This is a genomic window from Aeromicrobium sp. MLTX1, from assembly GCF_046452335.1.
Taxonomy (GTDB): domain Bacteria; phylum Actinomycetota; class Actinomycetes; order Propionibacteriales; family Nocardioidaceae; genus Aeromicrobium.
This window is the reverse complement of record NZ_JBKFDN010000002.1, coordinates 396,042-415,951: the sequence shown is the minus strand read 5'-3', so window position 1 is coordinate 415,951 and position 19,910 is coordinate 396,042. Positions and strand designations below refer to the sequence as shown.

19 protein-coding genes are annotated in these 19,910 nt (G+C 73.0%); 11 read left to right on the top strand and 8 right to left on the bottom strand.

What is annotated here, in order from left to right:
• Positions 1 to 90: 90 nt before the first annotated feature.
• The 3 genes from ACK99Q_RS12560 to ACK99Q_RS12550 are packed head-to-tail and all read right to left on the bottom strand — an operon-like array spanning position 91 to position 3,588.
• Complete coding sequence (locus tag ACK99Q_RS12560) at positions 91 to 1,218, bottom strand: aminopeptidase P family protein (protein ID WP_410186462.1); 1,128 nt, start codon at positions 1,216 to 1,218, stop codon at positions 91 to 93.
• On the bottom strand, positions 1,215 to 2,714 hold the full coding sequence (locus ACK99Q_RS12555) for an MFS transporter (RefSeq protein ID WP_410186461.1): 1,500 nt from the start codon (positions 2,712 to 2,714) through the stop codon (positions 1,215 to 1,217). Before ACK99Q_RS12555 ends, ACK99Q_RS12560 begins: the two co-directional genes overlap by 4 nt.
• A 10-nt stretch (positions 2,715 to 2,724) precedes the next feature.
• The gene (locus ACK99Q_RS12550) at positions 2,725 to 3,588 is read right to left on the bottom strand and encodes a class II glutamine amidotransferase (RefSeq protein ID WP_410186460.1); all 864 of its coding nucleotides are present in this window, start codon (positions 3,586 to 3,588) and stop codon (positions 2,725 to 2,727) included.
• A 111-nt stretch (positions 3,589 to 3,699) separates the two neighbouring features.
• On the opposite strand from ACK99Q_RS12550, the gene ACK99Q_RS12545 reads away from it, so the two are divergent.
• Together ACK99Q_RS12545 and ACK99Q_RS12540 are read left to right on the top strand one after the other, a co-directional pair.
• Entirely contained in the window at positions 3,700 to 4,776 is a 1,077-nt protein-coding gene (locus ACK99Q_RS12545) for a YbdK family carboxylate-amine ligase (protein WP_410186459.1), read from the top strand.
• Positions 4,773 to 5,288: a hypothetical protein gene (locus ACK99Q_RS12540; protein ID WP_410186458.1), complete on the top strand. Its 516-nt coding sequence runs from the start codon at positions 4,773 to 4,775 to the stop codon at positions 5,286 to 5,288. Before ACK99Q_RS12545 ends, ACK99Q_RS12540 begins: the two co-directional genes overlap by 4 nt.
• Before the next feature lie 2 nt (positions 5,289 to 5,290).
• On the opposite strand, the gene ACK99Q_RS12535 is transcribed toward ACK99Q_RS12540, so the two are convergent.
• Positions 5,291 to 8,026 carry a cation-translocating P-type ATPase gene (locus ACK99Q_RS12535; RefSeq protein WP_410186457.1) on the bottom strand — a complete coding sequence of 912 codons (2,736 nt, stop codon included), beginning with the start codon at positions 8,024 to 8,026 and terminating at the stop codon, positions 5,291 to 5,293.
• 125 nt (positions 8,027 to 8,151) lie between these two features.
• On the opposite strand from ACK99Q_RS12535, the gene ACK99Q_RS12530 reads away from it, so the two are divergent.
• Complete coding sequence (locus ACK99Q_RS12530) at positions 8,152 to 8,649, top strand: DUF1269 domain-containing protein (RefSeq protein ID WP_410186456.1); 498 nt, start codon at positions 8,152 to 8,154, stop codon at positions 8,647 to 8,649.
• A 6-nt stretch (positions 8,650 to 8,655) separates the two neighbouring features.
• On the opposite strand, the gene ACK99Q_RS12525 is transcribed toward ACK99Q_RS12530, so the two are convergent.
• Positions 8,656 to 9,117 carry a hypothetical protein gene (locus ACK99Q_RS12525; RefSeq protein WP_410186455.1) on the bottom strand — a complete coding sequence of 154 codons (462 nt, stop codon included), beginning with the start codon at positions 9,115 to 9,117 and terminating at the stop codon, positions 8,656 to 8,658.
• 165 nt (positions 9,118 to 9,282) lie between these two features.
• Here ACK99Q_RS12525 and ACK99Q_RS12520 point away from each other — a divergent pair, with 165 nt between their 5' ends.
• Genes ACK99Q_RS12520 through ACK99Q_RS12505 form a run of 4 tightly spaced genes read left to right on the top strand, consistent with a single transcriptional unit; the run spans position 9,283 to position 13,051 of the window.
• Positions 9,283 to 9,714, top strand: coding sequence for a hypothetical protein (locus ACK99Q_RS12520; RefSeq protein ID WP_410186454.1), 432 nt, complete (start codon positions 9,283 to 9,285; stop codon positions 9,712 to 9,714).
• A gap of 22 nt (positions 9,715 to 9,736) precedes the next feature.
• Positions 9,737 to 10,810: an AI-2E family transporter gene (locus ACK99Q_RS12515; protein WP_410186453.1), complete on the top strand. Its 1,074-nt coding sequence runs from the start codon at positions 9,737 to 9,739 to the stop codon at positions 10,808 to 10,810.
• Positions 10,811 to 10,817: 7 nt separating this feature from the next.
• Entirely contained in the window at positions 10,818 to 11,729 is a 912-nt protein-coding gene (locus ACK99Q_RS12510) for a YhjD/YihY/BrkB family envelope integrity protein (RefSeq protein WP_410186452.1), read from the top strand.
• Between the two features lie 56 nt (positions 11,730 to 11,785).
• The gene (locus ACK99Q_RS12505) at positions 11,786 to 13,051 is read left to right on the top strand and encodes a hypothetical protein (RefSeq protein ID WP_410186451.1); all 1,266 of its coding nucleotides are present in this window, start codon (positions 11,786 to 11,788) and stop codon (positions 13,049 to 13,051) included.
• On the opposite strand, the gene ACK99Q_RS12500 is transcribed toward ACK99Q_RS12505, so the two are convergent.
• The 3 genes from ACK99Q_RS12500 to ACK99Q_RS12490 are packed head-to-tail and all read right to left on the bottom strand — an operon-like array spanning position 13,005 to position 14,341.
• Positions 13,005 to 13,547, bottom strand: a complete 543-nt coding sequence (locus ACK99Q_RS12500) for a potassium channel family protein (protein ID WP_410186450.1) — start codon at positions 13,545 to 13,547, stop codon at positions 13,005 to 13,007. The genes ACK99Q_RS12505 and ACK99Q_RS12500 overlap by 47 nt on opposite strands.
• Before the next feature lie 3 nt (positions 13,548 to 13,550).
• The gene (locus ACK99Q_RS12495) at positions 13,551 to 13,850 is read right to left on the bottom strand and encodes an SHOCT domain-containing protein (RefSeq protein WP_410186449.1); all 300 of its coding nucleotides are present in this window, start codon (positions 13,848 to 13,850) and stop codon (positions 13,551 to 13,553) included.
• A 32-nt stretch (positions 13,851 to 13,882) separates the two neighbouring features.
• On the bottom strand, positions 13,883 to 14,341 hold the full coding sequence (locus tag ACK99Q_RS12490; RefSeq protein WP_410186448.1) for a DUF6325 family protein: 459 nt from the start codon (positions 14,339 to 14,341) through the stop codon (positions 13,883 to 13,885).
• Positions 14,342 to 14,534: 193 nt separating this feature from the next.
• On the opposite strand from ACK99Q_RS12490, the gene ACK99Q_RS12485 reads away from it, so the two are divergent.
• The 4 genes from ACK99Q_RS12485 to ACK99Q_RS12470 all read left to right on the top strand — a co-directional run bounded on the left by ACK99Q_RS12485 (position 14,535) and on the right by ACK99Q_RS12470 (position 19,889).
• Positions 14,535 to 14,786 (top strand): hypothetical protein, encoded by a 252-nt coding sequence (locus ACK99Q_RS12485; protein WP_410186447.1) that lies wholly within the window; start codon positions 14,535 to 14,537, stop codon positions 14,784 to 14,786.
• Positions 14,783 to 15,019: a hypothetical protein gene (locus ACK99Q_RS12480; RefSeq protein WP_410186446.1), complete on the top strand. Its 237-nt coding sequence runs from the start codon at positions 14,783 to 14,785 to the stop codon at positions 15,017 to 15,019. The genes ACK99Q_RS12485 and ACK99Q_RS12480 overlap by 4 nt, the downstream gene beginning before the upstream one ends.
• Complete coding sequence (locus ACK99Q_RS12475) at positions 15,016 to 17,127, top strand: AAA family ATPase (protein ID WP_410186445.1); 2,112 nt, start codon at positions 15,016 to 15,018, stop codon at positions 17,125 to 17,127. The genes ACK99Q_RS12480 and ACK99Q_RS12475 overlap by 4 nt, the downstream gene beginning before the upstream one ends.
• Before the next feature lie 101 nt (positions 17,128 to 17,228).
• Entirely contained in the window at positions 17,229 to 19,889 is a 2,661-nt protein-coding gene (locus ACK99Q_RS12470) for a LuxR C-terminal-related transcriptional regulator (RefSeq protein WP_410186444.1), read from the top strand.
• Positions 19,890 to 19,910 lie beyond the last annotated feature (21 nt).

The following is a 19,910-nucleotide window of genomic DNA, read 5'->3' as shown; positions in this document are numbered from 1 at the left end:
ATGTGCTCCTCCGTCCGTGCAGCCGTCGGCCGGCTGGTGGTCCGAGTCTCGTGCCGCGACGGGCGGGGCGGCCTCACCCCTGGCGGGTGATCAGTGGACGACGGCCAGCGAGCGGTCGGTGGCGTTGAGGCGGCGTCCGCCGTCGGCGGTGACGGTCACGATGTCCTCGATCCGCACGCCGAACTGCCCGGGCAGGTAGATCCCCGGCTCGACCGAGAAGCACATGCCCTCGACGAGCGGCTGGGTCTCGCCCTCGATCATGTACGGCGGCTCGTGGGTGGTCGTGCCGATGCCGTGCCCGGTGCGGTGGATGAACCTCTCGCCGTAGCCCGCGTCGGTGATCACCTGCCGCGCCGCGCGGTCGATCTCCTGGCACGGCACCCCGGGCGCCACGGCCTCGACGCCGGCCTGCTGGGCCCGGCGGACGACCTCGTGCACCTCGCGCACGAGGGCCGAGGGCTCGCCGACCGACACGGTGCGGCTGGTGTCGGAGCCGTACCCGTGCATGAGTCCGCCGAAGTCCAGGACGATCGCGTCGCCCTCCTCGATCGTTCGGTCGCCCGCCTCGTGGTGCGGGTTGGCGCCGTTGGGTCCCGAGCCGACCACCGTGAAGTCGACCTGCTCGTGCCCGAAGTCGCGCAGCAGCCGGGCGAGGTCGGCGGCGACCTCGGACTCGCGGCGACCCGCGAAGCGCACCTTCAGGATCTCGCCGTAGGTCTCGTCGGCCGCGGCGCCGGCGGCGGCCAAGCGGGCCACCTCGGCCTCGTCCTTCACCGCGCGCAGCATCGGCAGCGCCTGGGTGAAGGAGCGGTAGGTCACGCCGGGTGCGGCGTCCTGGAGTCCCAGGAGATGCATCGCCCAGGCGGAGTCGGAGATCGCGAGGGTTCGCGTGCCGCCGAGGAGACTCGCGGCGACGGAGAACGGGTCCTGCCCGTCGGCCCAGTCGACGAGGCTCAGGGCAGGCGCGGCGGCGCACACCTCGGCATCGGGCCGCTCGAGGGTCGGCACGACGAGCGTCGGCTCACGGTCGGCCGTCAGCACCAAGGTGGTGAGTCGCTCCGTGATCGCGGTGGGCCGGTAACCGGTCAGCCAGACGAGCTCGGGGCCCGGCATGACCAGCAGTCCGTCGAGCCCGGCGGCTCGGGCGGACTCGATCGCGTGACCCATCCGCTTCGCGAGGTCGTCGGCGGTGAACGCGGCCGGTGCCGTCGTGCTCATCGGACCTCCTCCGCCGCGCCCGAGGCCGTGGTCGGCAGCGTGTGCGTGACCGCGGCGGCCGAGGCCACCGCGTCGTCCACGGTCCCGCGGGCGGCCCGGTGCTTGGCGATCACGAGCGCCATCAGCACGCCGAGGAAGCTGAAGACGGCCATCAGCCACGATGCGGCGGCCAGACCGTCGGCCAGCGCCTCCGCCTGCCCGGTGCCGGCGTCGGTGCGGTTCCCGATCACCGTGTCGTACACCGTGGCGGCCAGCGCCGTGGCGACGGCCGCGCCCACGTAGCGCGCCATGTTCGAGACGCCCGACGCCCCACCCACCTGGCTCTGCGGAACCGAGGCGGTCGCCGCCGAGGAGGCCGGACCGTTCGACAGGCCCATCCCGACCGCGATCGCGACGAGCGGCAGCAGGAAGGCCACGTACCTCCAGTCGGACTGGACGAACCCGACGACGACGAATCCGGCCGTGGTGAGCAGGAAGCCGACCCCGATGGTCTGGCGTCCGCCGAACTTCGCCGCCAGCTTCGGCACCAGCGGGGCGACGACGACGAGACCGACCGTCGCCGGCAGCGTCGCCAGGCCGGCCTCGAGCGGGCTGAAGTCGAGCGTCGCGGGGTTCTGGAAGTACAGGCTCAGCAGGTACATCAGGCCGTTGATCGTGCCCGCGCCGATGAGGATCGCGATCGTCGAGCCGACCAGCACGCGGTTCCGCAGCAGGGAGAGGTCCAGCAGCGGCACGGCGACGCGCTTCTCCACCACCACGAACGCCCAGCCCGCGGCGATCGAGATCGCGAAGCAGCCGAGCGTGGCGGGGGAGAGCCAGCCCCAGTCGCTGCTCTCGGTCACGGCGAGGATGAGCGGCGTCAGCGTCGCGGCGATCAGCACGGTGCCCGCGTAGTCGATCGAGCGTGGCCGGTCCGGGTCGCGGGACTCGCCGACCGTGACGAACGTCAGCAGCATGCACAGCACGGCCACCGCGGCGTCGATCCAGAACAGCCCCTGCCACCCGGTGATGTCCACCAGGACGCCACCGAGCAGCGGTCCCGCCGCTGCTCCGACCGCCGCCGCGGCGCCCCACAGGGAGACCGCTCTCAGCTGAGCCTCGTCCTCGTTCGCCACCGAGAGCAGGCTCAGGCCGCACGCCAGGATCGTGGCCCCGGCAGCGCCCTGGATGACGCGTCCGGCGATGACCATGCCGCCCGACTCCGCCAGCGCGATGAGCACGCACGAGACGACGAACAGCAGCAGGCCCAGCTGGAAGACCCGCTTGCGCCCGAAGACGTCGCCCAGCGAGCCCGAGGTCACGATGACCGCGGCGCCCACGAGCGAGTACCCGGTGACGGCCCACTGGAGCGTCGTGACCGAGGTCCCGGTGTCCTCCGAGATCGCCGGCAGCAGGATGCTCACCGCCGAGGTGTTGGCGTTCACCACGAGGGTGGAGATGCACGTGGCGGCGAGCACGCCGCCGGCACGACTGGTCGACGGTGCGGTGCGGCTCATCCGATCGTCCTCACGGCTCGCGGGGCTGGAACCGCCCCAGGGTGTCGTCTCCGGCCTCGACGATGCCGAAGCTCGACTCGGGCACGGGGTTCCAGGCGCCCTTCAGGTCGCCGAGCGGCTCGGAGACGACGATCCGCGTCTCGTCGTCGAGTTCCGCGAACGCCGGGTTCTCCGGGTACATCTGGCGCAGGGTCGACAGCGCCGTGCTGACGTACAGCGTGCGGCTCTGGCCGATGCTGGAGTACCGGAAGCCCCAGAGCCGCTCCCCGTCCGTGGTCGCCACGGTCATCTGCATCGGCTCGTCCACGCCGTGCGCGCGCCCCACCGCCTCGACGAAGCCCGCCATCCGCTCGACCGCGCCGACGGTGTCCTCCTGCAGCCCGAACGTCAGCGCGAGGAAGAACATCACCTCGGAGTCCGTGGAGCCCGCCATGAAGGGATAGAGGTCGGGATCGACGGCCATGACCAGGTCGCGCTTGAGCGTGGAGAAGTCGCGGATCGCGCCGTTGTGCACCCAGAGCCACCGCCCGTGGCGGAAGGGGTGGCAGTTGGACTGCTGCACGGGCGTTCCCGTGCTGGCGCGGATGTGCGCCAGGAACATCCCCGACGAGGTCGACCGCGCGAGCTCGCGCAGGTTCAGGTCGCCCCAGGCCGGGCCGACACCGCGGAACAGGACGGGCTCGTCGTTGCGGCGCGTGCCCGGCAGCGAGGGGGCCTCGTCCAGGCCGTACCAGCCGACGCCGAAGCCGTCGCCGTTCGTCGTCTCGACTCCCATGCGCGAGTGCTGGCTCTGGTCGATCAGGGAGTGGACGGGCTTGTAGAGCAGCTCCTCGAGCAGGATCGGACTGCCCGAGTACGCCAGCCATCGACACATCGCGGCCTCCTCCGACGCTCGGTCTCCTCGGAGCGTGACCCAGCCCGGTGCCCGGCTGCCTCATCCCACGGGGATGAGGTCCGTCCGCCGCTCGATCCGGACGATGGGTCCATGCTGACCGTGGGCGTGGAGGAGGAGTTCCTGCTCCTCGACCCCGACGGCGCGGTCCGGCCGGTCGCCGACGACGTGGTCCGCGCACTCGACGACCGCCGGGTGAAGCCCGAGCTCATGACGTTCCAGGTGGAGACGAACTCCGGCGTGTGGACCGACCTGGCCGACCTCGACCGTGAGCTGCGCGACCTGCGCACGCGGGTGGCGGACGCGTGCCGCGACCTCGGAGTGCGTCTCGTCGCCGCGGGCTCGCCGCTGATGGACGACCCGGGCGCCGAGCTCGTCACGGACGCGCCGCGCTACCGCGGGCTGGCCGAGCGGTTCCCCGAGGCCACCGCCGCGGCGGGGACGTGCGCGTGCCAGGTGCACGTGGGGCTGCCCGACCGCGACCTCGCGGTCCAGGTGCTGACGCGCCTGCGCACCTGGCTGCCCACCCTGTTCGCGCTCGGCACCAACTCGCCGGTGGCGGGCGGCCGGGACTCGGGCTGGCAGAGCACGCGCTACGCCCGGCAGCTGCTCTGGCCGACGTTCGCGCCGCCCGAGCCGTGGACCGACGCGGCGGCGTACGACGCGGCCGTGGACGCGCTGGTCGCCGCCGGCACCGCGTACGACGCGCGGAGCGTTTATTACTTGGCGCGGCTGTCGCCTCGCTACCCGACGATCGAATTCCGCATCGCCGACACCTGCCTCGAGACCGCCGACGCGGTGCTCCTCGCCGGGGTCTGCCGCGCCCTGGTGACGGTGCTCGCGGCCGACGTCGAGCAGGGACGGCCCGCGCTGAAGGTCTCGGGCACGGCACTGCGCACCGCCCTGCTGGCCGTCGCCGTGGACGGGCGGCCGCCGTCGAGCGGCCCGGAGGAGGTCACCCGGGCGGTGGTCGCGGCCCGGCTGCTGCGCACGATCCTGCCGGGCACCACCGACGGCCACGACGCCGACGTCCTGCTGTGCGGACTCGAGCGCGTGCACCGGGAGGGCACGGGCGCGGATCGCCAGCGCCGCCTGCTGACCACGCACCGCGCGCCCCGAGCGTTCGTCGACGTCCTCGCGGCGGCCACGGCGGGGGAGGAGGCGCCATGACCGCCGACCGCCCGCCTCTCGGCCTCCGGATGCGGATCGCCCGCCGGCTCGCCGCCCTGCACCCGGCCGGCATGATCCACGGCTCCCTCGTCATGGGCGCCACCCTCGCCCTGATGAGCGACAAGACCCGCGCCGAGGTCAGCGTCCTCGGCGCCGCGGGCGTGCTGACGATCTACTGGCTCTCGCACGCCTACACCCACGCGCTGGGCCGGGGGATCGGCGGCGACCGGGTCCACCTCGCCGCCCGGCTCGTCGGCAGCATCCGGCACGAGTGGCCCGTGTTCCTGGGCGGTCTGCCGGCCCTCGTGGTGTTCGCGGCCATGCTGGCGCTCGGGTCGCCGGTCGCGACGGCCATGACCGCCGGACTGTGGGTCACGGTCGTGCTGATGGCGGTGTCCGGCTACCTCGCGGCGCACCAGGCCGGCGTCTCGGGCTGGCGCACCGGCGCCGAGACGGCCTTCGCCGCCCTGCTCGGCCTGTTCATGGTCGGGCTCAACACCCTGCTGCACTGAGGTCAGGCGGCGACCGGCTCGCGCCGACGGCTGCGCAGGACGGCCTTCACGATCTCCTCCACCACGACAAGCGTCGCGGCGAGCCCGAGGCACGTGCCCCACTGTCCGAGGCTCATCTCGGTGGTGCCGAAGATCCGCTGCAGGAAGTCCAGCGTCGTCACCAGGACGATGGCCGCCAGCGCGAGCCCGTACCGCCGCAGCTGCGCGACCGCGGGCAGTGCCCGGCTGTCGAAGATCGTGTTTTCCTGGTCGCGGCTCAGCAGCGCTCCGGCCAGGTGGAACAGCGAGAGGGTCGTCAGCAGCATCGTCGAGGCCAGCACGGCGTCCTCCCACTCGACGCCGATCTGGTAGGCCGCGAGGGAGCCTACCGTCATGACGGCACCCTGGACGCACAGCCGGATCCAGTTCGCGCGCGACAGCACCGGCGCGCCGACGGGGCGCGGCGGGCGCGCCATGAGGCCGCGGGCCGGCTGGTCGAAGCCCAGCGCGATCGCGAGCGGGATGTCGACGACCATGTTGAGCCACAGGATCTGGAGCGGGTTCAGCGGCGAGCCGTCGGCGATGCCGAGCACACCGGCCACGAGGAACACCGCGATGTAGGCGACGAGCGTCGACATCTGGAACCGCAGGTACTTCAGCAGGTTGTCGTAGAGCGTGCGGCCGTACGAGACGGCCTCGACGATCGTGGCGAAGTTGTCGTCGGTGAGGATCATGACGGCGGCCTCCTTCGAGACCTCCGTGCCCGTGATGCCCATCGCGACGCCGATGTCCGCCGACTTCAGCGCCGGCGCGTCGTTCACGCCGTCACCCGTCATCGCGACGATCTGACCACCGCGCTGGAGCGTGCGGACCAGCCGCACCTTGTCCTCGGGCGCGACCCGAGCCACGACGCCGATGTCGTCGACGCGGCGGTCGAGCTCCTCGTCGGTCATCGCGGCGAACTCGCTGCCGGTCACGGCCTCGCCCTGGATGCCGAGCTCGGTCGCGATCGCCGCGGCGGTCGAGGCGTGGTCGCCGGTGATCATCCGCACCCGGATCCCGGCGTCGCGGCACTCCGCTATCGCGGCCTTCGCCTCGGCGCGCGGCGGGTCGACGATGCCGACCATCGCGAGCAGCGTGAGGTCCTGGACCTGTCCGATGAGGTCGGTCCCGTCGCGCACGACGGCGGGATCCAGGTCGCGCTGCGCCACGACCATGACCCGCTCGCCGGCCGCGGCGATCCGGTCGTTCGCCTCGAGGGCGAGGTGGCGGTTGTCCTCGGTGATGGGCTCGATCGCCCCATCCGGCCGCCGGTAGGTCGCGGCGCGCGCGATGAGCACGTCGGGCGCGCCCTTCACGTAGCAGCGGACGATCGGCGTGCCGTCGTCCGCCGTCATGTCGTGGAACGTCGCCATGAACTTGTACTCGGAGTCGAACGGGACCTCCGCGACGCGCGGGTGGGCCGCGCGCGTGTCGGTGATGTCGAGCCCGCCCTTGGCGCCGAGGACGATGAGCGCGCCCTCGGTCGGGTCCCCGATGAGGCTCTCGCCGTCCAGCACCGCATCGGCGCACAGCACCATGGGCAGCAGGTAGGGATCGAGGTCGACCCCGCCGCCGCCGACGCGGCTGATCTCCCCGACGGTCGCGTAGCCCTCGCCCGAGACGGTGAAGCGGTGATGGCCCGGGATCACGAGCTCGCGCGCGGTCATCTTGTTGAGCGTCAGCGTGCCCGTCTTGTCCGAGCAGATCGCCGAGGTCGAGCCCAGGGTCTCCACCGCCGGCAGCCGCTTGACGATCGCGTGGCGGTTCGCGATCTCGCGCGTGCCCATGGACAGCAGCGCGGTCACGACGGCCGGCAGGCCCGTCGGGATGGCCGCCACCGCGAGCGCGACGCCCGTGACGAACAGGGTGTCGAACGACTGGCCGCGGGCGAGCCCGAGGAGCAGGACCAGCACCAGGGCGACGCCCGCGATGGAGGCGATGATCTTCGACAGCGAGTCCAGCTGGCGCTGCAGCGGCGTCTTGCCGACCGAGGTGCCGGCGAGCAGGTCGGCGATGTGGCCGATCTCGGTGTCCATGCCGGTCGCGGTGACGATGATCTCGCCGCGTCCCCGGGTGACCGAGGTGTTCATGTAGGCCATGCAGGTGCGGTCCCCGAGCGGGACGTCGTCGCCCGGCACGGGCTGGTCGGACTTGCCGACGGGCAGGCTCTCGCCGGTGAGCGCGGCCTCCTCGATCTCCAGCGTCGCCGCCAGCCACACGCGGCCGTCGGCGGGGACGCGGTCGCCGGCCTCGACCAGGACGACGTCCCCAGGCACGAGCTGCTCGGCGTCCACCTCGACGGCCCGGTCGCCGCGCCGCACGCGCGCGATCGTCTTCATCATCTGCGAGAGCGCCTTGACGCTCTCCTCCGCCTTGGCCTCCTGGCGCAGACCGATCACGGCGTTGAGGACGGTCAGACCCGCCAGCACGACCGTGGTGCCGGTGTCGCCCGTCACGACCTGGTTGATGATGGCGGCGCCGAGCAGGATCAGCTGCATGAAGTCGCGGTACTGGCGCAGGAACGCGCGCAGCCCCGACTCCTTGGCGCCCTCGGCGAGGCGGTTCGGCCCGACCGACGCGAGCCGTCGCGCGGCCTCCTCGTCGCTCAGGCCCGTCGCCGGCACGACGTCGAGCGCCCGCGCGACGGCCGCTGCCGAGGACCCCACGGGGTCGAGGTCGGTGGGCACCCGGTCCGTGGGCGTGCTCTGCATCGTCATGGCGCGAGCATCGCCGTGCCGGGGCGGCGACGCCTCATCCTCGACGGGTGAAGCGGTGCACACGACGACGGGGTGCACTCGGTGGGGGCACTCCCGCCCCCGTTCCCACCCCGAGGAGACCGATCATGGCCCAAGCCACCCTGACCGTCTGGAAGTTCGCCTCGCCGGAGGGCGCCGACCGCGCGTCGGAGACGCTCCAGCGACTGAGCCGCGAGAACCTCATCACCGTCCACGACGCGGCGACCGTCTCGTGGGCCGAGGGGGCGAAGCGCCCGAAGACCCGACAGCTGCACTCGACCACCGGCGCGGGCGCGCTCGGCGGGTCGTTCTGGGGCATGCTGTTCGGCCTGATCTTCTTCGTGCCGCTGCTGGGCGCCGCGATCGGCGCTGCGACGGGCGCCCTCGCCGGGTCCCTGGCCGACGTGGGCATCGACGACGGCTTCATCAACCGGATCCGCGACGAGGTGACGCCCGGCACCTCGGCCCTGTTCGTGATGACGTCGGACGCCGTCCTGGACAAGGTCACCGACGCGTTCGCCGACCTCGGCCCGTCGGAGCTGGTGTTCACGAACCTCAGCTCCGAGCAGGAGTCCGCGCTGCGCGAGGTCTTCTCGGGCGAGTGAGCCCGGTCAGGCGTCGCGCAGCTCGTCGCCGTGCACGATGACGGCCCAGATCACGAGGATGTCGATCGTGATCATCACGACCGACCACAGGGGGTAGGCCGCCATGAACGCGAAGTTCACCAGGATGCTGAGCATCGCGACCAGCACGGCGATCACGCGAGCCCAGACCCGGCCCGTGAGCAGCGCGACGCCGGCCGCCGCGACGATGAGGCCGCCGATCAGGTGGGCCCAGCCCCATGCGGTGTAGTCGGCGGTCACGATCAGCCCGTCGTTGCCGACGAGGAAGTACTGGTCCTTGAACAGGGCGACGAGGCCCGTGATGGCGTGCAGGGCGCCCAGCAGCACCATCATGAAGGCGGCGAAGTAGACCCAGCCGACCCAGCCGGAGACCGTGCTGGGCTGGACGGCCTGGTACTGGCCGGTGGTCGTGGTCGTGGTGGGCCCAGCGGGCTCTGCGGTGCGAGACATGGTCGTGCCTTTCTGTGAGGGCAGCAGCCTCAGTCTCGAAGCCGGCTCGAGCCGCTCGCCTCACCCCGCACGGATGATCCGCTCACCGGTCCATGCGCGCTTGCATGGCAGCAGGGCCCGCGCGGGCCCCGGCCCCTCGGGCCCGGACGCAGGAGGACCAGCGACATGACCAGCTCACGCACGGTGCCACGCCGTTCCCAGGGAGCCGCCTTCGGCTTCATCGCGTTCGCCGGGGTGATGATGATCCTGATGGGCGTCTTCCACGCCTTCATGGGCATCGTGGCCCTCGCCGAGAACGAGATCTACGTCCAGGGCCCCCAGTACCTGCTCGAGTTCGACGTGACGGCGTGGGGCTGGATCCACCTGATCGCCGGCGTCATCGTGGTGATCGCCGGCTTCGGCGTCTTCAGTGGGCAGGGGTGGGCGCGCGGCGTCGGCATCGCCGTCGCGGCGATCAGCATGCTGCTGAACTTCGCCTTCATCCCGTACTACCCGATCTGGTCGCTGCTCGTCATGGCGCTCGCGGTCTGCGTCATCTGGGCCCTGGCCGACCACGGGCCCGACTTCCCGGTCCGGGACACCACGCGCGGCCTGTGACGGCCACGACCGAGGAGGCCGCATGACGATCGAGCACGACCCGGGTGCGCGCGCCACCGGGCGGACCGTGTCGGGCGTGCTGACGTTCGTCGTCGGCGCGGCTGCGCTGACGATCGTGCTCGGTGGCGTGCACGCCGTCTCGAGCATCATCGGGCCGGTCTTCCTCGCCCTGGTCATCACCGTCACGGTGCACCCGGCCCGCCGCGCGCTGGAGCGCACGCGGCTGCCGGAGTGGGCGGCCTCGACCATCATGCTGATCGCGGCGTACCTGCTGATCGTCGTGATGACCCTCGCCCTGGTCGTGTCGGTGGCGCAGCTGGCCTCGCTGCTGCCGAAGTACACGTCGGAGTTCACCGAGACCGTGAACGACGCGGTCGCGACGCTGGAGGGCTTCGGCGTCGAGCAGGCGCAGCTGGACAAGGTGGCCGCCGCGATCGACCCCGCGCGGCTCGTGGAGCTGGTCGCGTCGATCCTCGGCGGCACCCTCGGCGCGCTGACCGACGTGTTCTTTCTGTTCACCGTGCTGCTGTTCATGGCCTTCGACACCAACGCCGCCCGCCGGAACCTGCACCTGCTGGGCGGACGCTTCGGCGACGTCGTCACGGCCGTCGGACACTTCGCCGACGGCACGCGCACCTACATGGTCGTCGCGGCGACGTTCGGCCTGATCGTGGCGATCGTCGACGGCGTCGCGCTCTACGTCATCGGCGTCCCGGGAGCCTTCGTGTGGGCGGTGCTGGCGTTCGTCACGAACTTCATCCCCAACATCGGCTTCGTGATCGGCCTCGTGCCGCCCGCCCTGATCGCCCTGCTGGAGGACGGGCCGCGGCTGATGCTCGTGGTGATCGTCATCTACTGCGTCGTGAACTTCGTGATCCAGTCGATCATCCAGCCGCGCATCGTCGGGGAGAGCGTCGGACTGTCGCCCACCCTCACGTTCCTGTCCCTGGTGTTCTGGGCCTGGCTGCTCGGCCCGCTCGGGGCGCTGCTCGCGGTGCCGCTGAGCCTGCTGATGAAGGCGATCCTGGTGGAGGCCGACCCGCGCCTGTCGTGGGCGCTGCCGCTCATCTCGGGAAGACCCGAGACCTCGGACTGAGGCCGCGATGAGCCAGGACGATCACCGGGACGAGCCCTACGCACCGGTCAGTCCGCCGACGGATCGCATCGACGCCGCCGTCGACCGGCTGCCGCCGTGGCTGCGCGAGCGCGTCGAGTGGGTCCTGTCGCTGTGGATCGGTCGGACGCTCATGCGGGTCGCGGCCGCGTGCGTGCGCGTCGAGATCTTCGACCGGTCGATGACGATCGCCGCCCAGTTCTTCACCTCCATCCTGCCGCTGCTCATCGTGGGCGTGACGATCCTGGGGGCCGGCTCGGACGAGATCTCGAAGGTCATCGGCGCGTCGGGCGAGACCAGTGAGCTCATCGACCAGGCCACCCGCAGCGAGGGCGCCGCGGCGTTCGGCGTCGTCGGCGTGCTGCTGGTGCTCATCTCCGCGACGAGCCTCTCGCGTGCGCTGAGCCGCGCGTTCGCCGTGGTCTGGCAGGTCGACCGTCCGCGGATGGACCTGAGGTCCGCCTGGCGGTGGTTCGCGGTCGTGGTCGTGCTGCTCATGGCGGTCGTCGTGCTCCAGAACCTGACCCAACGCACGAGCGCCCTGCCGCCGCGCGCGCTGTGGCCGGTCGCGCTGTCGATGGCCACCGACGTGGCGGTGGCGGTCTTCGTCCCGTGGGTGCTGCTGGCCGGACGGATCACCGGACGCTGGCTGCTGCCCGGCGCGCTGGCCTGCGGCATCGTCATGGCCTTCGTCCGGCCGGCCGCCGAGGTGTGGCTGCCCTGGGCACTGGACGTCAGCTCGGACCGGTACGGGCCGATCGGCATGGCCTTCACCTACCTCGCCTGGCTCTACGTCGTGGCGTTCGTGTTCATCGCCTGCGCGGTGCTGGGCCAGGTCGTCGTGAGCGACGAGGGACGGGCGGGCGCGTGGCTGCGCGGCGAGCCCGTCTCACCCGGATAGCATGATGCCGCGCGACTCGGCGATGACGAGAATCGCGACACCGGAAGGAGCGTCCGATGACCCAGGACACCACCATGCCCCCGCCCGCCAGCACCGCGAACGCCTCCCGGAGCCGCACGGCCGGCGCGGTCGTGTGCCTCGTGCTCGCCGCGCTGCTGACCACACCCGCGGCGATCGCCTACTGGGGACAGCGCACGCTGAACGACGCGGAGCGGTACGTCGAGACCGTCGGCCCGCTGGTGCAGTCGCCCGAGGTCCAGGAGGTGCTCGCCACCCGGGTGACCACCGCGATCTCCCAGCAGGTCGACATCGAGGGCCTGCTGGACCAGGCGTTCGCGGGGCTGAGCGACGAGGCCCCACGCCTCGAGCTGCTCGCCGCGCCGCTGTCGGCCGCGATCAACGGCGCGATCGACCGCCAGGTGCGTGCCTTCCTGGCGTCGGACGCCTTCGCCGACCTGTGGACCCGGCTCAACGTCCGCGCGCAGCAGGCGTTCCAGCGGATCCTCGAGGGACGTGGCGGGGGAGCGGTCAGCCTCGAGGGCGACGACGTCGTGCTCGACGTCGGGGAGGTGATCGACGAGGTCAAGGCACGGCTCGTCGACCGCGGCATGACGTTCGTCGAGAACGCGCCCATCCCCGAGACCGACCGCACCATCGTCCTCATGGAGGCGCCGCGCGTGCAGCAGATCCGCACGATCTACGCCTTCAGCGACCCCGTGGCCCGCTGGGCGCTCCCGGTGGTCGGGGTGCTCTACCTCGGTGCGATCCTGCTCGCCCGGCGTCGTCCCCGCATGACCGTCGCGGTGGGCATCGCCATCGCCGTGAACGCCGTCGTCCTCGCGATCGCCCTCGGGATCGGGCGCCAGCTGTTCGCGAACGCGCTCGCCGACACCTCCTTCGGCCCCGCCAGCACCGTCTTCTACGAGACGCTGTCGGCGTACCTCGAGCGCGGTCGGCAGGTCGTCCTGATGCTCGGTCTGGCGCTCGTCGTGGCGGGCTGGTTCACGGGCGCCAACCGCTCGGGCACGGCCGTGCGCGCGGCGGTGGGCGGCGCCCTCGAGCGGTTCGGCGCCGGCGTGGTCCATGGTCAGCTCGGCCTCGGGTGGCGCTGGGTGACGGACAACGTCGCCTGGCTGCGGGTCGTGGCCGTCGGCGTGGCGGTGGTCGTGCTCGCGTGGGGCAACGAGATCTCGCCCGAGCGCTGGTGGTGGTCGCTGGCGCTCGCGCTGGTCCTGCTGGCCGTGCTCCAGGTGCTGGCGGGGGCCGGCCGGGCGGTCACTCCGGCAGCGTCCCGGGATCACGCCCCGACAGCCCGCGCCTAGCGGCCGAGGCGAAGACCTTCACCACGGCGCCGAGGATCACCAGGTCGAGGATCATCTGCGCCGTGACGGCCACGCGCATCGCCTGCGACGTGGCGGTGATGTCGCCGAAGCCGACGGTCACGAAGGTCGAGACCGTGAAGTAGAGCGCGTCGACCCGCGTGAGGGGGTGGCTGAACGCGTCCGGGTCCGCCAGCGACACCGTCAGGTAGGCCCGCGAGAACATCAGCAGGAACACCGGGATCGCGAGGGCGAGCGCCTCGACGGCGCGGATCACCGGGAACGTCGAGCGCACGATCAGGGGCACCTGGATCGCCACGACCGCGCTGAAGACCAGCAGCGCGAGCAGGAACCACGGCAGGTCCGACCCCGAGTCCCGCGCGGGCAGCAGGAAGTAGGCGCCGAACAGGGCGCTCACCGAGAGCACGACGCGCACGGCGGCCCGCCGGGCGAGCGCCCACGCCTCACGGCGGGCCGGGTCCGGCCTCGGACGGGTCATGGCTCACATCTGCGCGAGGATCCGCGCCTTCTGCGCGGCGAACTCCTCGTCCGTGAGCGTGCCGGCCTCGTGCAGGCGGCCGAGCTGACTCAGCAGGGCGATGGGATCGTCCGCCGGCGGGGCGGCGGGCGGCGGCGGGGGAGGAGGCGGCGCCTGCTCGTACCCCTGGTCGTAGCCCTGCTGGTACTGAGGCTGCTCGGCCGCCCAGCGCGAGGCCTGACGGCGCGAGACGCGGTTCGACACGGCGGTGGCCGTTCCGGCGACGACGGCGGTGCGCGCGACGCCCCTCAAGAGTCCTGGCATGTCCTGCTCCTTCGGTCGGGTGGTGGGCGGGCTCAGCCCGCGGCCTCGGTCGCGTCGAGCGCCTCGGCGATGTCGTCCAGGGGGATGAAGCCGGCGGCGACCAGCTCCGCGCCGTTGCGTCGCAGTGCGCCGACGAAGCGGGCGGCCCAGCGGTTCTCGAAGAGCAGGATCGCCGCGGCGCTGCCGTCGGTCAGCACGTCGCCGGCCTCCCGCAGGTCGTGCTCGCCGAGCAGGTTCGACGACGCGCCCTCGAACACCGTGAGGTCGAAGTCGCCGTCGCCGTCGAGGTCGTTGATCTCCAGGGCGCTCACGGTGCCGTCGGCCTCCTTCAGCACGAAGGCCAGGTCCAGGATCCGGATCGTGCCGGAGTCCGTGAGCGCGACCAGCTCCTCCAGTCCCTCGCCGGTCATCCTCGCGCCGGGGAACTCCACGATCAGGTAGCCGACCGGGCCCCATTCGACCTCGTCCATGGCGGTGCCGTCCTTCCTCATGGTGGCGACGCGCGACGCGCGCGTCCCGATCACGGTAGGAGCGCCGGCGGGCGCGCGGCCTCATCCTGCGGGGACGAAGTGCCGCCCCACCGCCGGTGGAGAGGTCGGGCGAACTCATCACGTCGTGACGATGATCACCGGCCCCGGGGCGACGAGACTGCAGGCAGGACGACGACCACTCGGGAGGTGGACCATGACGACGGAGCACCCGCGCCAGCAGGTGTTCGAGGTCAGGATCGAGGGGGCCGTTCCCGACGAGGTCCTGGGGGACCTCACGGACATCCAGGTGGTCGCCCGCGAGCTGCGCACGTCACTGCGCGCGCGCATCCGTGACCAGTCCGAACTGCACGGGTTCCTGGCCCAGCTGCGCACCTACGGCCTGGAGGTCGTCGAGGTGCGTCGCGTCGTCACGCCCGACGAGGAGACGAGGACCGAGGAGTCGTGAGCACGAGGGGGGAGCCGGCCGTGGAGTACGAGCTCACGATCGACAGCGGGCTGGGTCCGGTCCTGCGGAGCGCGCTCGGGCCCGAGCTCGTCGCGCGCACCCGCGTCTGCACGACGCTCGTCGCCGTGACGGCGGCGGAGGTCGACGCGCTCGTCGCCGTCATCCACGCCTTGGGACTGCGACTGGAATCCGTCGTCGTCGTCGACCCCGCGGTGGCTACCCTCAGTCCATGACCGGGGCGCCGGAGGGGGTCGGTCGCGGCGAGCTCATCGCGGCGGCCCGGTGCGCGCCGTCCCGCGTCGTGGGCGTCACCGCCGCCGCCGGGTACGGCAAGTCCACCCTCCTGCGCCGCTGGGCGACGTTCGACCACCGCACCGTGGTCACTGCGTCGCTGACCACCCCCGACGACGACCCGGACCTGCTCGTCGCCACGCTGACCGAGGCGTTCGCCGCCGCCGACGGCATCCCGGCCCCGCGGCGGACGTCGCTGCGCGGTCTCGTCGCCGCGGTGAGCGCCCGCCCGCGTCCGTTCGTGCTGCTCGTGGACGACCTGCAGGCGCTCCGGTCGGCCGGGGCGATCGACGTCGTGCGGCTTCTCGCGGCACGGATCCCGTCGGGCTCGCAGCTGGTCACGGCGAGTCGCCAGGCGCAGCCGCACCTGGCGCGGCTGCGCGCCGAGCACGAGGCGCTCGAGCTCACCGAGTGCCACCTCGCCGTCGACGGCACCATCGCGCGCGCGATCCTCGCCCGCGCCGGGCTGGACGTGGAGCCCGAGACGGCGTCGCGACTCGCGCAGGCCTGCGAGGGCTGGGCCGCCGGCGTCGCCCTGGCCGCCGCCGTGGCGAAGGAGTCCGGGGACGGCGGCCTGGACGTCGGCGGCGACGACCGGTTCGTGGCCGACTACTTCGCCTCCGAGGTCCTGGGTCCCCTGGACGCCGACCAGCGCGCGTTCCTGCGGAGCACGGCGATCCTCGACCGGCTGGGCGGCGAGCTCTGCGACGCCGTGCTCGAGCGCACGGACTCGGCGGCGCGCCTGCGCGACCTGGAGGACTCGAACCGCTTCGTGATGCCCACCGGACGCGGGCGCGCCTGGTACCGCCACCACCGCCTGTTCCGTGAGTTCCTCCTCGGCGAGCTGCGCCGTGAGGACCCCGCGCACGTCGAGCGGCTGCACGTCCGCGCCGCCGCGTGGCACGAGTCGCGCGGCGAGCAGGAGGCGGCGATCGAGCACCTCCTCGCCACGTCCCGGCACGACCGGACCGCCGCACTGGTCGAGACGGCCGCGCCCGCGGCCTGGGAGCGCGGTGAGTCCGGCCTGGTGCAGCGCTGGCTCACGACCCTGGGCGAGGCGCGGCTGGCCGCGTACCCGCAGCTGGCGGTCGTGCAGGCGTGGGTGGCGGCGCTGACGGGGGATCCCGCGACGGCCCAGCGCTGGCTGGCCCATCTCGAGACGACCGCGGACCAGACCCCGTCGCTGGAGGCGGACCGGGCCCTGCTCCGCTCGGCGCTGGCGCTGGACGGTCCCGAACGCGCGCTCCGCGACGCGCGCTACGCGCTGACACACGTGGATCCGTGGAGCTTCCGGCGGGCCCGTGCTGTCGGCCTGTGCGGCGAGGCCCACGTGATGCTGGGGCAGGTGGACGAGGCGATTCCCTGCCTCGAGGAGGCAGGGCGTGCCGCGGTCCGAGGCGGGCACCACCACATCGTCGTGGGCGCGCAGGCGCTGCTGGGCTGGATCGCCATGGATCGCGGCGACTGGCGCAGTGGGGGCGAGCACGTGCGCGCGTCCGTCCGGGCGACCGAGGAGGCCGGCCTGCCCGGGCACCCGGCGACCCTGCTGACGCGAGCCGGCTCGGCGCGCCTGCACCTGCGCGTCGGGGATCGTGCGGCGGCCCACCGCGAGCTGGACGCGGCCGTGGAGTCGCGCCACGTCAGCACGTCCGCGCGACCGCTGCTCGCGGTGAAGGGCCGGCTCGCCGTCGCCAAGCTGCTCTGGGCCACGGGCGACCACGACGGCGCCCGCGAGCTGCTGCGCGAGCTGCACGACCTCGCCCGCGAGCGTCCGGACCTCGGGGTCCTGGGCGCCGAGCTGGCCGAGTTCGTGGTGATGGTCGAGGGCGGCGCACGGGACGACGCGGTGACCACGCCGCTGACGCCCGCGGAGCTCCGCGTCCTTCCGTACCTGCAGACCCACCTCACGATCGCGCAGATCGGCGAGCGGCTCTTCGTCTCGCGCAACACCGCCAACTCCGAGATCGCGTCGATCTATCGCAAGCTCGGGGTGAGCACCCGGGGCGCGGCGGTCGCGCGGGCCACCGTGCTGGGGCTGCTGGGGCAGTAGGCACCTCGCGAGACGGGCGCCACCGAGGGTCCTTCACACGATTCGTGTGATCTGCCGATCCACGACCCCTCACTAGCGTGCTAGGAGGGGAGGTGAGGGCTATGGTGCGACGTCCACCGGACGACGCCTCGTCCGCGGACCACGAGTCCTCCCGGGCCGCGTCCGCCACCGGTGGCTGGCCCGGACTTCCGGAGCGACCCCGCCAGTTCGTCAGCCGCGCGCGGCTGCTCGACCGCATCGACGCCGACCCCGGCTGCTCGCTCGTGCTCGTCAGCGCGCCCGCGGGGACGGGCAAGACCTCGCTGGTCGTCGACTGGGCCACGACGCGCCCGCCCGACCGCCTCGAGTGGATCACGTTCGACGCCGGTGACGTCCTGTGGCCCGCGTTCGTCGAGGCGCTCCAGCGTCTCGGCATCGCCATCCCCGCGGGACCGCTCCCGGCCGGCGACGCGCCGCTCGACTCGCGCCTGCGTCGCGAGCTCGCCGTCTCGATCGCATCGGAGCCCACCGCGATCACCGTCGTGGTCGACGGGTTCGACGTCGGCTCGGCCGTGGTGGCCGCCGACCTCGACTTCCTGCTCCGCCACACCGGCCACCGCCTGCGCCTCGTGCTGCTGACCCGGGCCGACCCCGTGCTGCCGCTCTACCGCTACCGCCTCGAGGAGTCCATGACCGAGGTCCGGATGGCCGACCTCGCGCTCACCGACGAGGAGGCCGCCGGCGTGCTCGACCTCATGGGCGTGCCGCTGCGACCCGACTCGGTGCACCTGCTCAATGCCCGGACCCGCGGCTGGGTCACCGGCACCCGCTTCGCCGGGAAGTTCCTCGGCGACCACGAGGATCCCGACGCCGACGTGGGCGACGTGATGGGCGAGAGCGGGAGCATCGCGGAGTACCTCATGGGGGAGGTGCTCGCGGCGCACCCGCCCGAGGTCCTCGACCTGCTGATGACGATGAGCGTGCCCGACACGGTCGAGCCCGGACTGGCCCACGCGCTCGGCGGCCACGGCGCGGTCCGCGGCCTGGCGTCGCTGGCACGGGTCAACGTCTTCATCGAGCGAGTCCCGGGCCACGTCGAGCACTACCGCTTCCATCCGTTCTTCCGCGACCTGCTCCGCGCCGAGCTGGGGTACCGGTCGCCCGGCGCGCTGCGCGACCTGCAGCGCCGGACGGCCGACTGGTACGCCCGTCAGGGGATGCTCACACCGGCCGCCCGCCACTACGCGGCGATCGAGGCGTGGACCGACCTCGCGGGGCTCGTCACCGACCACGACGCCTGGCGCCAGCTGCTGCTGGCGGACGGCACGCACCCCCTCGTCCAGGCGCTGCGCGCGATCCCGGCCGCCCTGGACGACCCGGACGTCGTGCTCGTGCGGGCGGCCCTGGCGCTCGCCGAGCGCGATCCGGTCGCCTTCGACCGGGAGGTCGCGCGTCTCTCCGTCACCACGGACCTCGCCGAGGACGTCCGGCGCGCACTCGCGCTGCTGCTCGCCGTCCGGGGCAGGGACGCCGCCGACCCGCGCGAGTCGGCGGCGCTCGCCGACGCCGCGGTCCTGGCGCTGGACAGCGCGGGCGGCCGGGCGGAGTCCGATCCCGGGCTCGTGCCCCTCGTCTGTGCGATGCAGGGCCTGGGTCATCTCCGCGAGGGCGACGTGACCGGGGCCCGGGACGCGCTGCGTCTCGGCACCGACGCGGCCGACCGTGCCGGGGAGTCCGCCCTGCTGGTCGAGTGCCTCGGCCTGCTCGCGCTGATCGCGTGCTGCGAAGGGGACACGACGCGGGCCGCCACCTTGGCGTCGCGGGCGTCGCGGACCGCCGACGACGCGGGTCTCACCGTGTGCGTCCTGCCCCGCGCGCCGCGGATCGCGCAGGCGTGGGTCGCGCTCGAGCAGTTCGACCTCCGCGCGGCCAGCGAGCACGTCGACGCCGCCGCCCGCGCGGACTTCGTCCTGGGCGACCCGGTCTCGAACGCCCTGCTCGCCCTGGTCACCGCGCGCCTGCGCGCCGCGCAGGGCGACCGCGCCACCGCCCTCGCGACGATCTCCACCGCGCTGGAGCGGCTCGGGCCCCAGGACGGGTGGCTCGTCGCGCGGCTGCGGCTCGAGCTGGTCCCGTGGCTGCTCGCCCGGGGCGAGACCGCCGAGGCGAACGAGGAGCTCGCCCGCGTGGACGACGAGCTGGCCGGGCCCGCGGTCTCCCTCGCCGCGGGCCAGGTCCGGCTCGCCCGGGGGGACGACGTCGCGGCCGCCACGGCCTACGCGAGGGCCCGAGACCAGCACGCCCCGCTGCCGGTCCGCGTCGCGGCGTCCCTCGCCGAGTGTGCGCGGCTGCTGCGGGCCGGAGCCCCGGTCCAGGCCCACCGGGCCGTGGTCGAGGCCCTGCAGCTGGCGCGGCCGGTCACGCTGCGGCGACCGTTCCACGAGGCGAGCGTCCCGGTGCGCCAGCTCATCCAGCAGGACCGCCAGCTCGCCACGGCACACGCCTGGCTCTTCGAGCGCACCGGTCCCGCGCCGACGCGACCCCAGCCCCGGTCGGGCGTGGAGTCGCGGCAGTCCGCACCGATCGAGCAGCTCACCGAGAAGGAGATGGAGGTGCTGGGGCACCTCGCCGCGCTGCTCACGACCGAGGAGATCGCCGCGGAGATGTACATCTCGGTCAACACCGTGCGGACCCACGTCCGCAACATCCTGCGCAAGCTCGGCGTGACCCGCCGCAACGCCGCCGTCCGTGTGGCGCGCGAGTACGAACTGCTCCCGGGCTGACTTTGGCCCTAGGGTGCGAGT

Bases quoted from the DNA above. Each gene is read 5' to 3' on its own strand.
- ACK99Q_RS12560 (WP_410186462.1), bottom strand. From the start codon at position 1,218: ATGAGCACGACGGCACCGGCCGCGTTCACCGCCGACGACCTCGCGAAG.
- ACK99Q_RS12555 (WP_410186461.1), bottom strand. From the start codon at position 2,714: ATGAGCCGCACCGCACCGTCGACCAGTCGTGCCGGCGGCGTGCTCGCC.
- ACK99Q_RS12550 (WP_410186460.1), bottom strand. From the start codon at position 3,588: ATGTGTCGATGGCTGGCGTACTCGGGCAGTCCGATCCTGCTCGAGGAG.
- ACK99Q_RS12545 (WP_410186459.1), top strand. From the start codon at position 3,700: ATGCTGACCGTGGGCGTGGAGGAGGAGTTCCTGCTCCTCGACCCCGAC.
- ACK99Q_RS12540 (WP_410186458.1), top strand. From the start codon at position 4,773: ATGACCGCCGACCGCCCGCCTCTCGGCCTCCGGATGCGGATCGCCCGC.
- ACK99Q_RS12535 (WP_410186457.1), bottom strand. From the start codon at position 8,026: ATGACGATGCAGAGCACGCCCACGGACCGGGTGCCCACCGACCTCGAC.
- ACK99Q_RS12530 (WP_410186456.1), top strand. From the start codon at position 8,152: ATGGCCCAAGCCACCCTGACCGTCTGGAAGTTCGCCTCGCCGGAGGGC.
- ACK99Q_RS12525 (WP_410186455.1), bottom strand. From the start codon at position 9,117: ATGTCTCGCACCGCAGAGCCCGCTGGGCCCACCACGACCACGACCACC.
- ACK99Q_RS12520 (WP_410186454.1), top strand. From the start codon at position 9,283: ATGACCAGCTCACGCACGGTGCCACGCCGTTCCCAGGGAGCCGCCTTC.
- ACK99Q_RS12515 (WP_410186453.1), top strand. From the start codon at position 9,737: ATGACGATCGAGCACGACCCGGGTGCGCGCGCCACCGGGCGGACCGTG.
- ACK99Q_RS12510 (WP_410186452.1), top strand. From the start codon at position 10,818: ATGAGCCAGGACGATCACCGGGACGAGCCCTACGCACCGGTCAGTCCG.
- ACK99Q_RS12505 (WP_410186451.1), top strand. From the start codon at position 11,786: ATGACCCAGGACACCACCATGCCCCCGCCCGCCAGCACCGCGAACGCC.
- ACK99Q_RS12500 (WP_410186450.1), bottom strand. From the start codon at position 13,547: ATGACCCGTCCGAGGCCGGACCCGGCCCGCCGTGAGGCGTGGGCGCTC.
- ACK99Q_RS12495 (WP_410186449.1), bottom strand. From the start codon at position 13,850: ATGCCAGGACTCTTGAGGGGCGTCGCGCGCACCGCCGTCGTCGCCGGA.
- ACK99Q_RS12490 (WP_410186448.1), bottom strand. From the start codon at position 14,341: ATGAGGAAGGACGGCACCGCCATGGACGAGGTCGAATGGGGCCCGGTC.
- ACK99Q_RS12485 (WP_410186447.1), top strand. From the start codon at position 14,535: ATGACGACGGAGCACCCGCGCCAGCAGGTGTTCGAGGTCAGGATCGAG.
- ACK99Q_RS12475 (WP_410186445.1), top strand. From the start codon at position 15,016: ATGACCGGGGCGCCGGAGGGGGTCGGTCGCGGCGAGCTCATCGCGGCG.
- ACK99Q_RS12470 (WP_410186444.1), top strand. From the start codon at position 17,229: ATGGTGCGACGTCCACCGGACGACGCCTCGTCCGCGGACCACGAGTCC.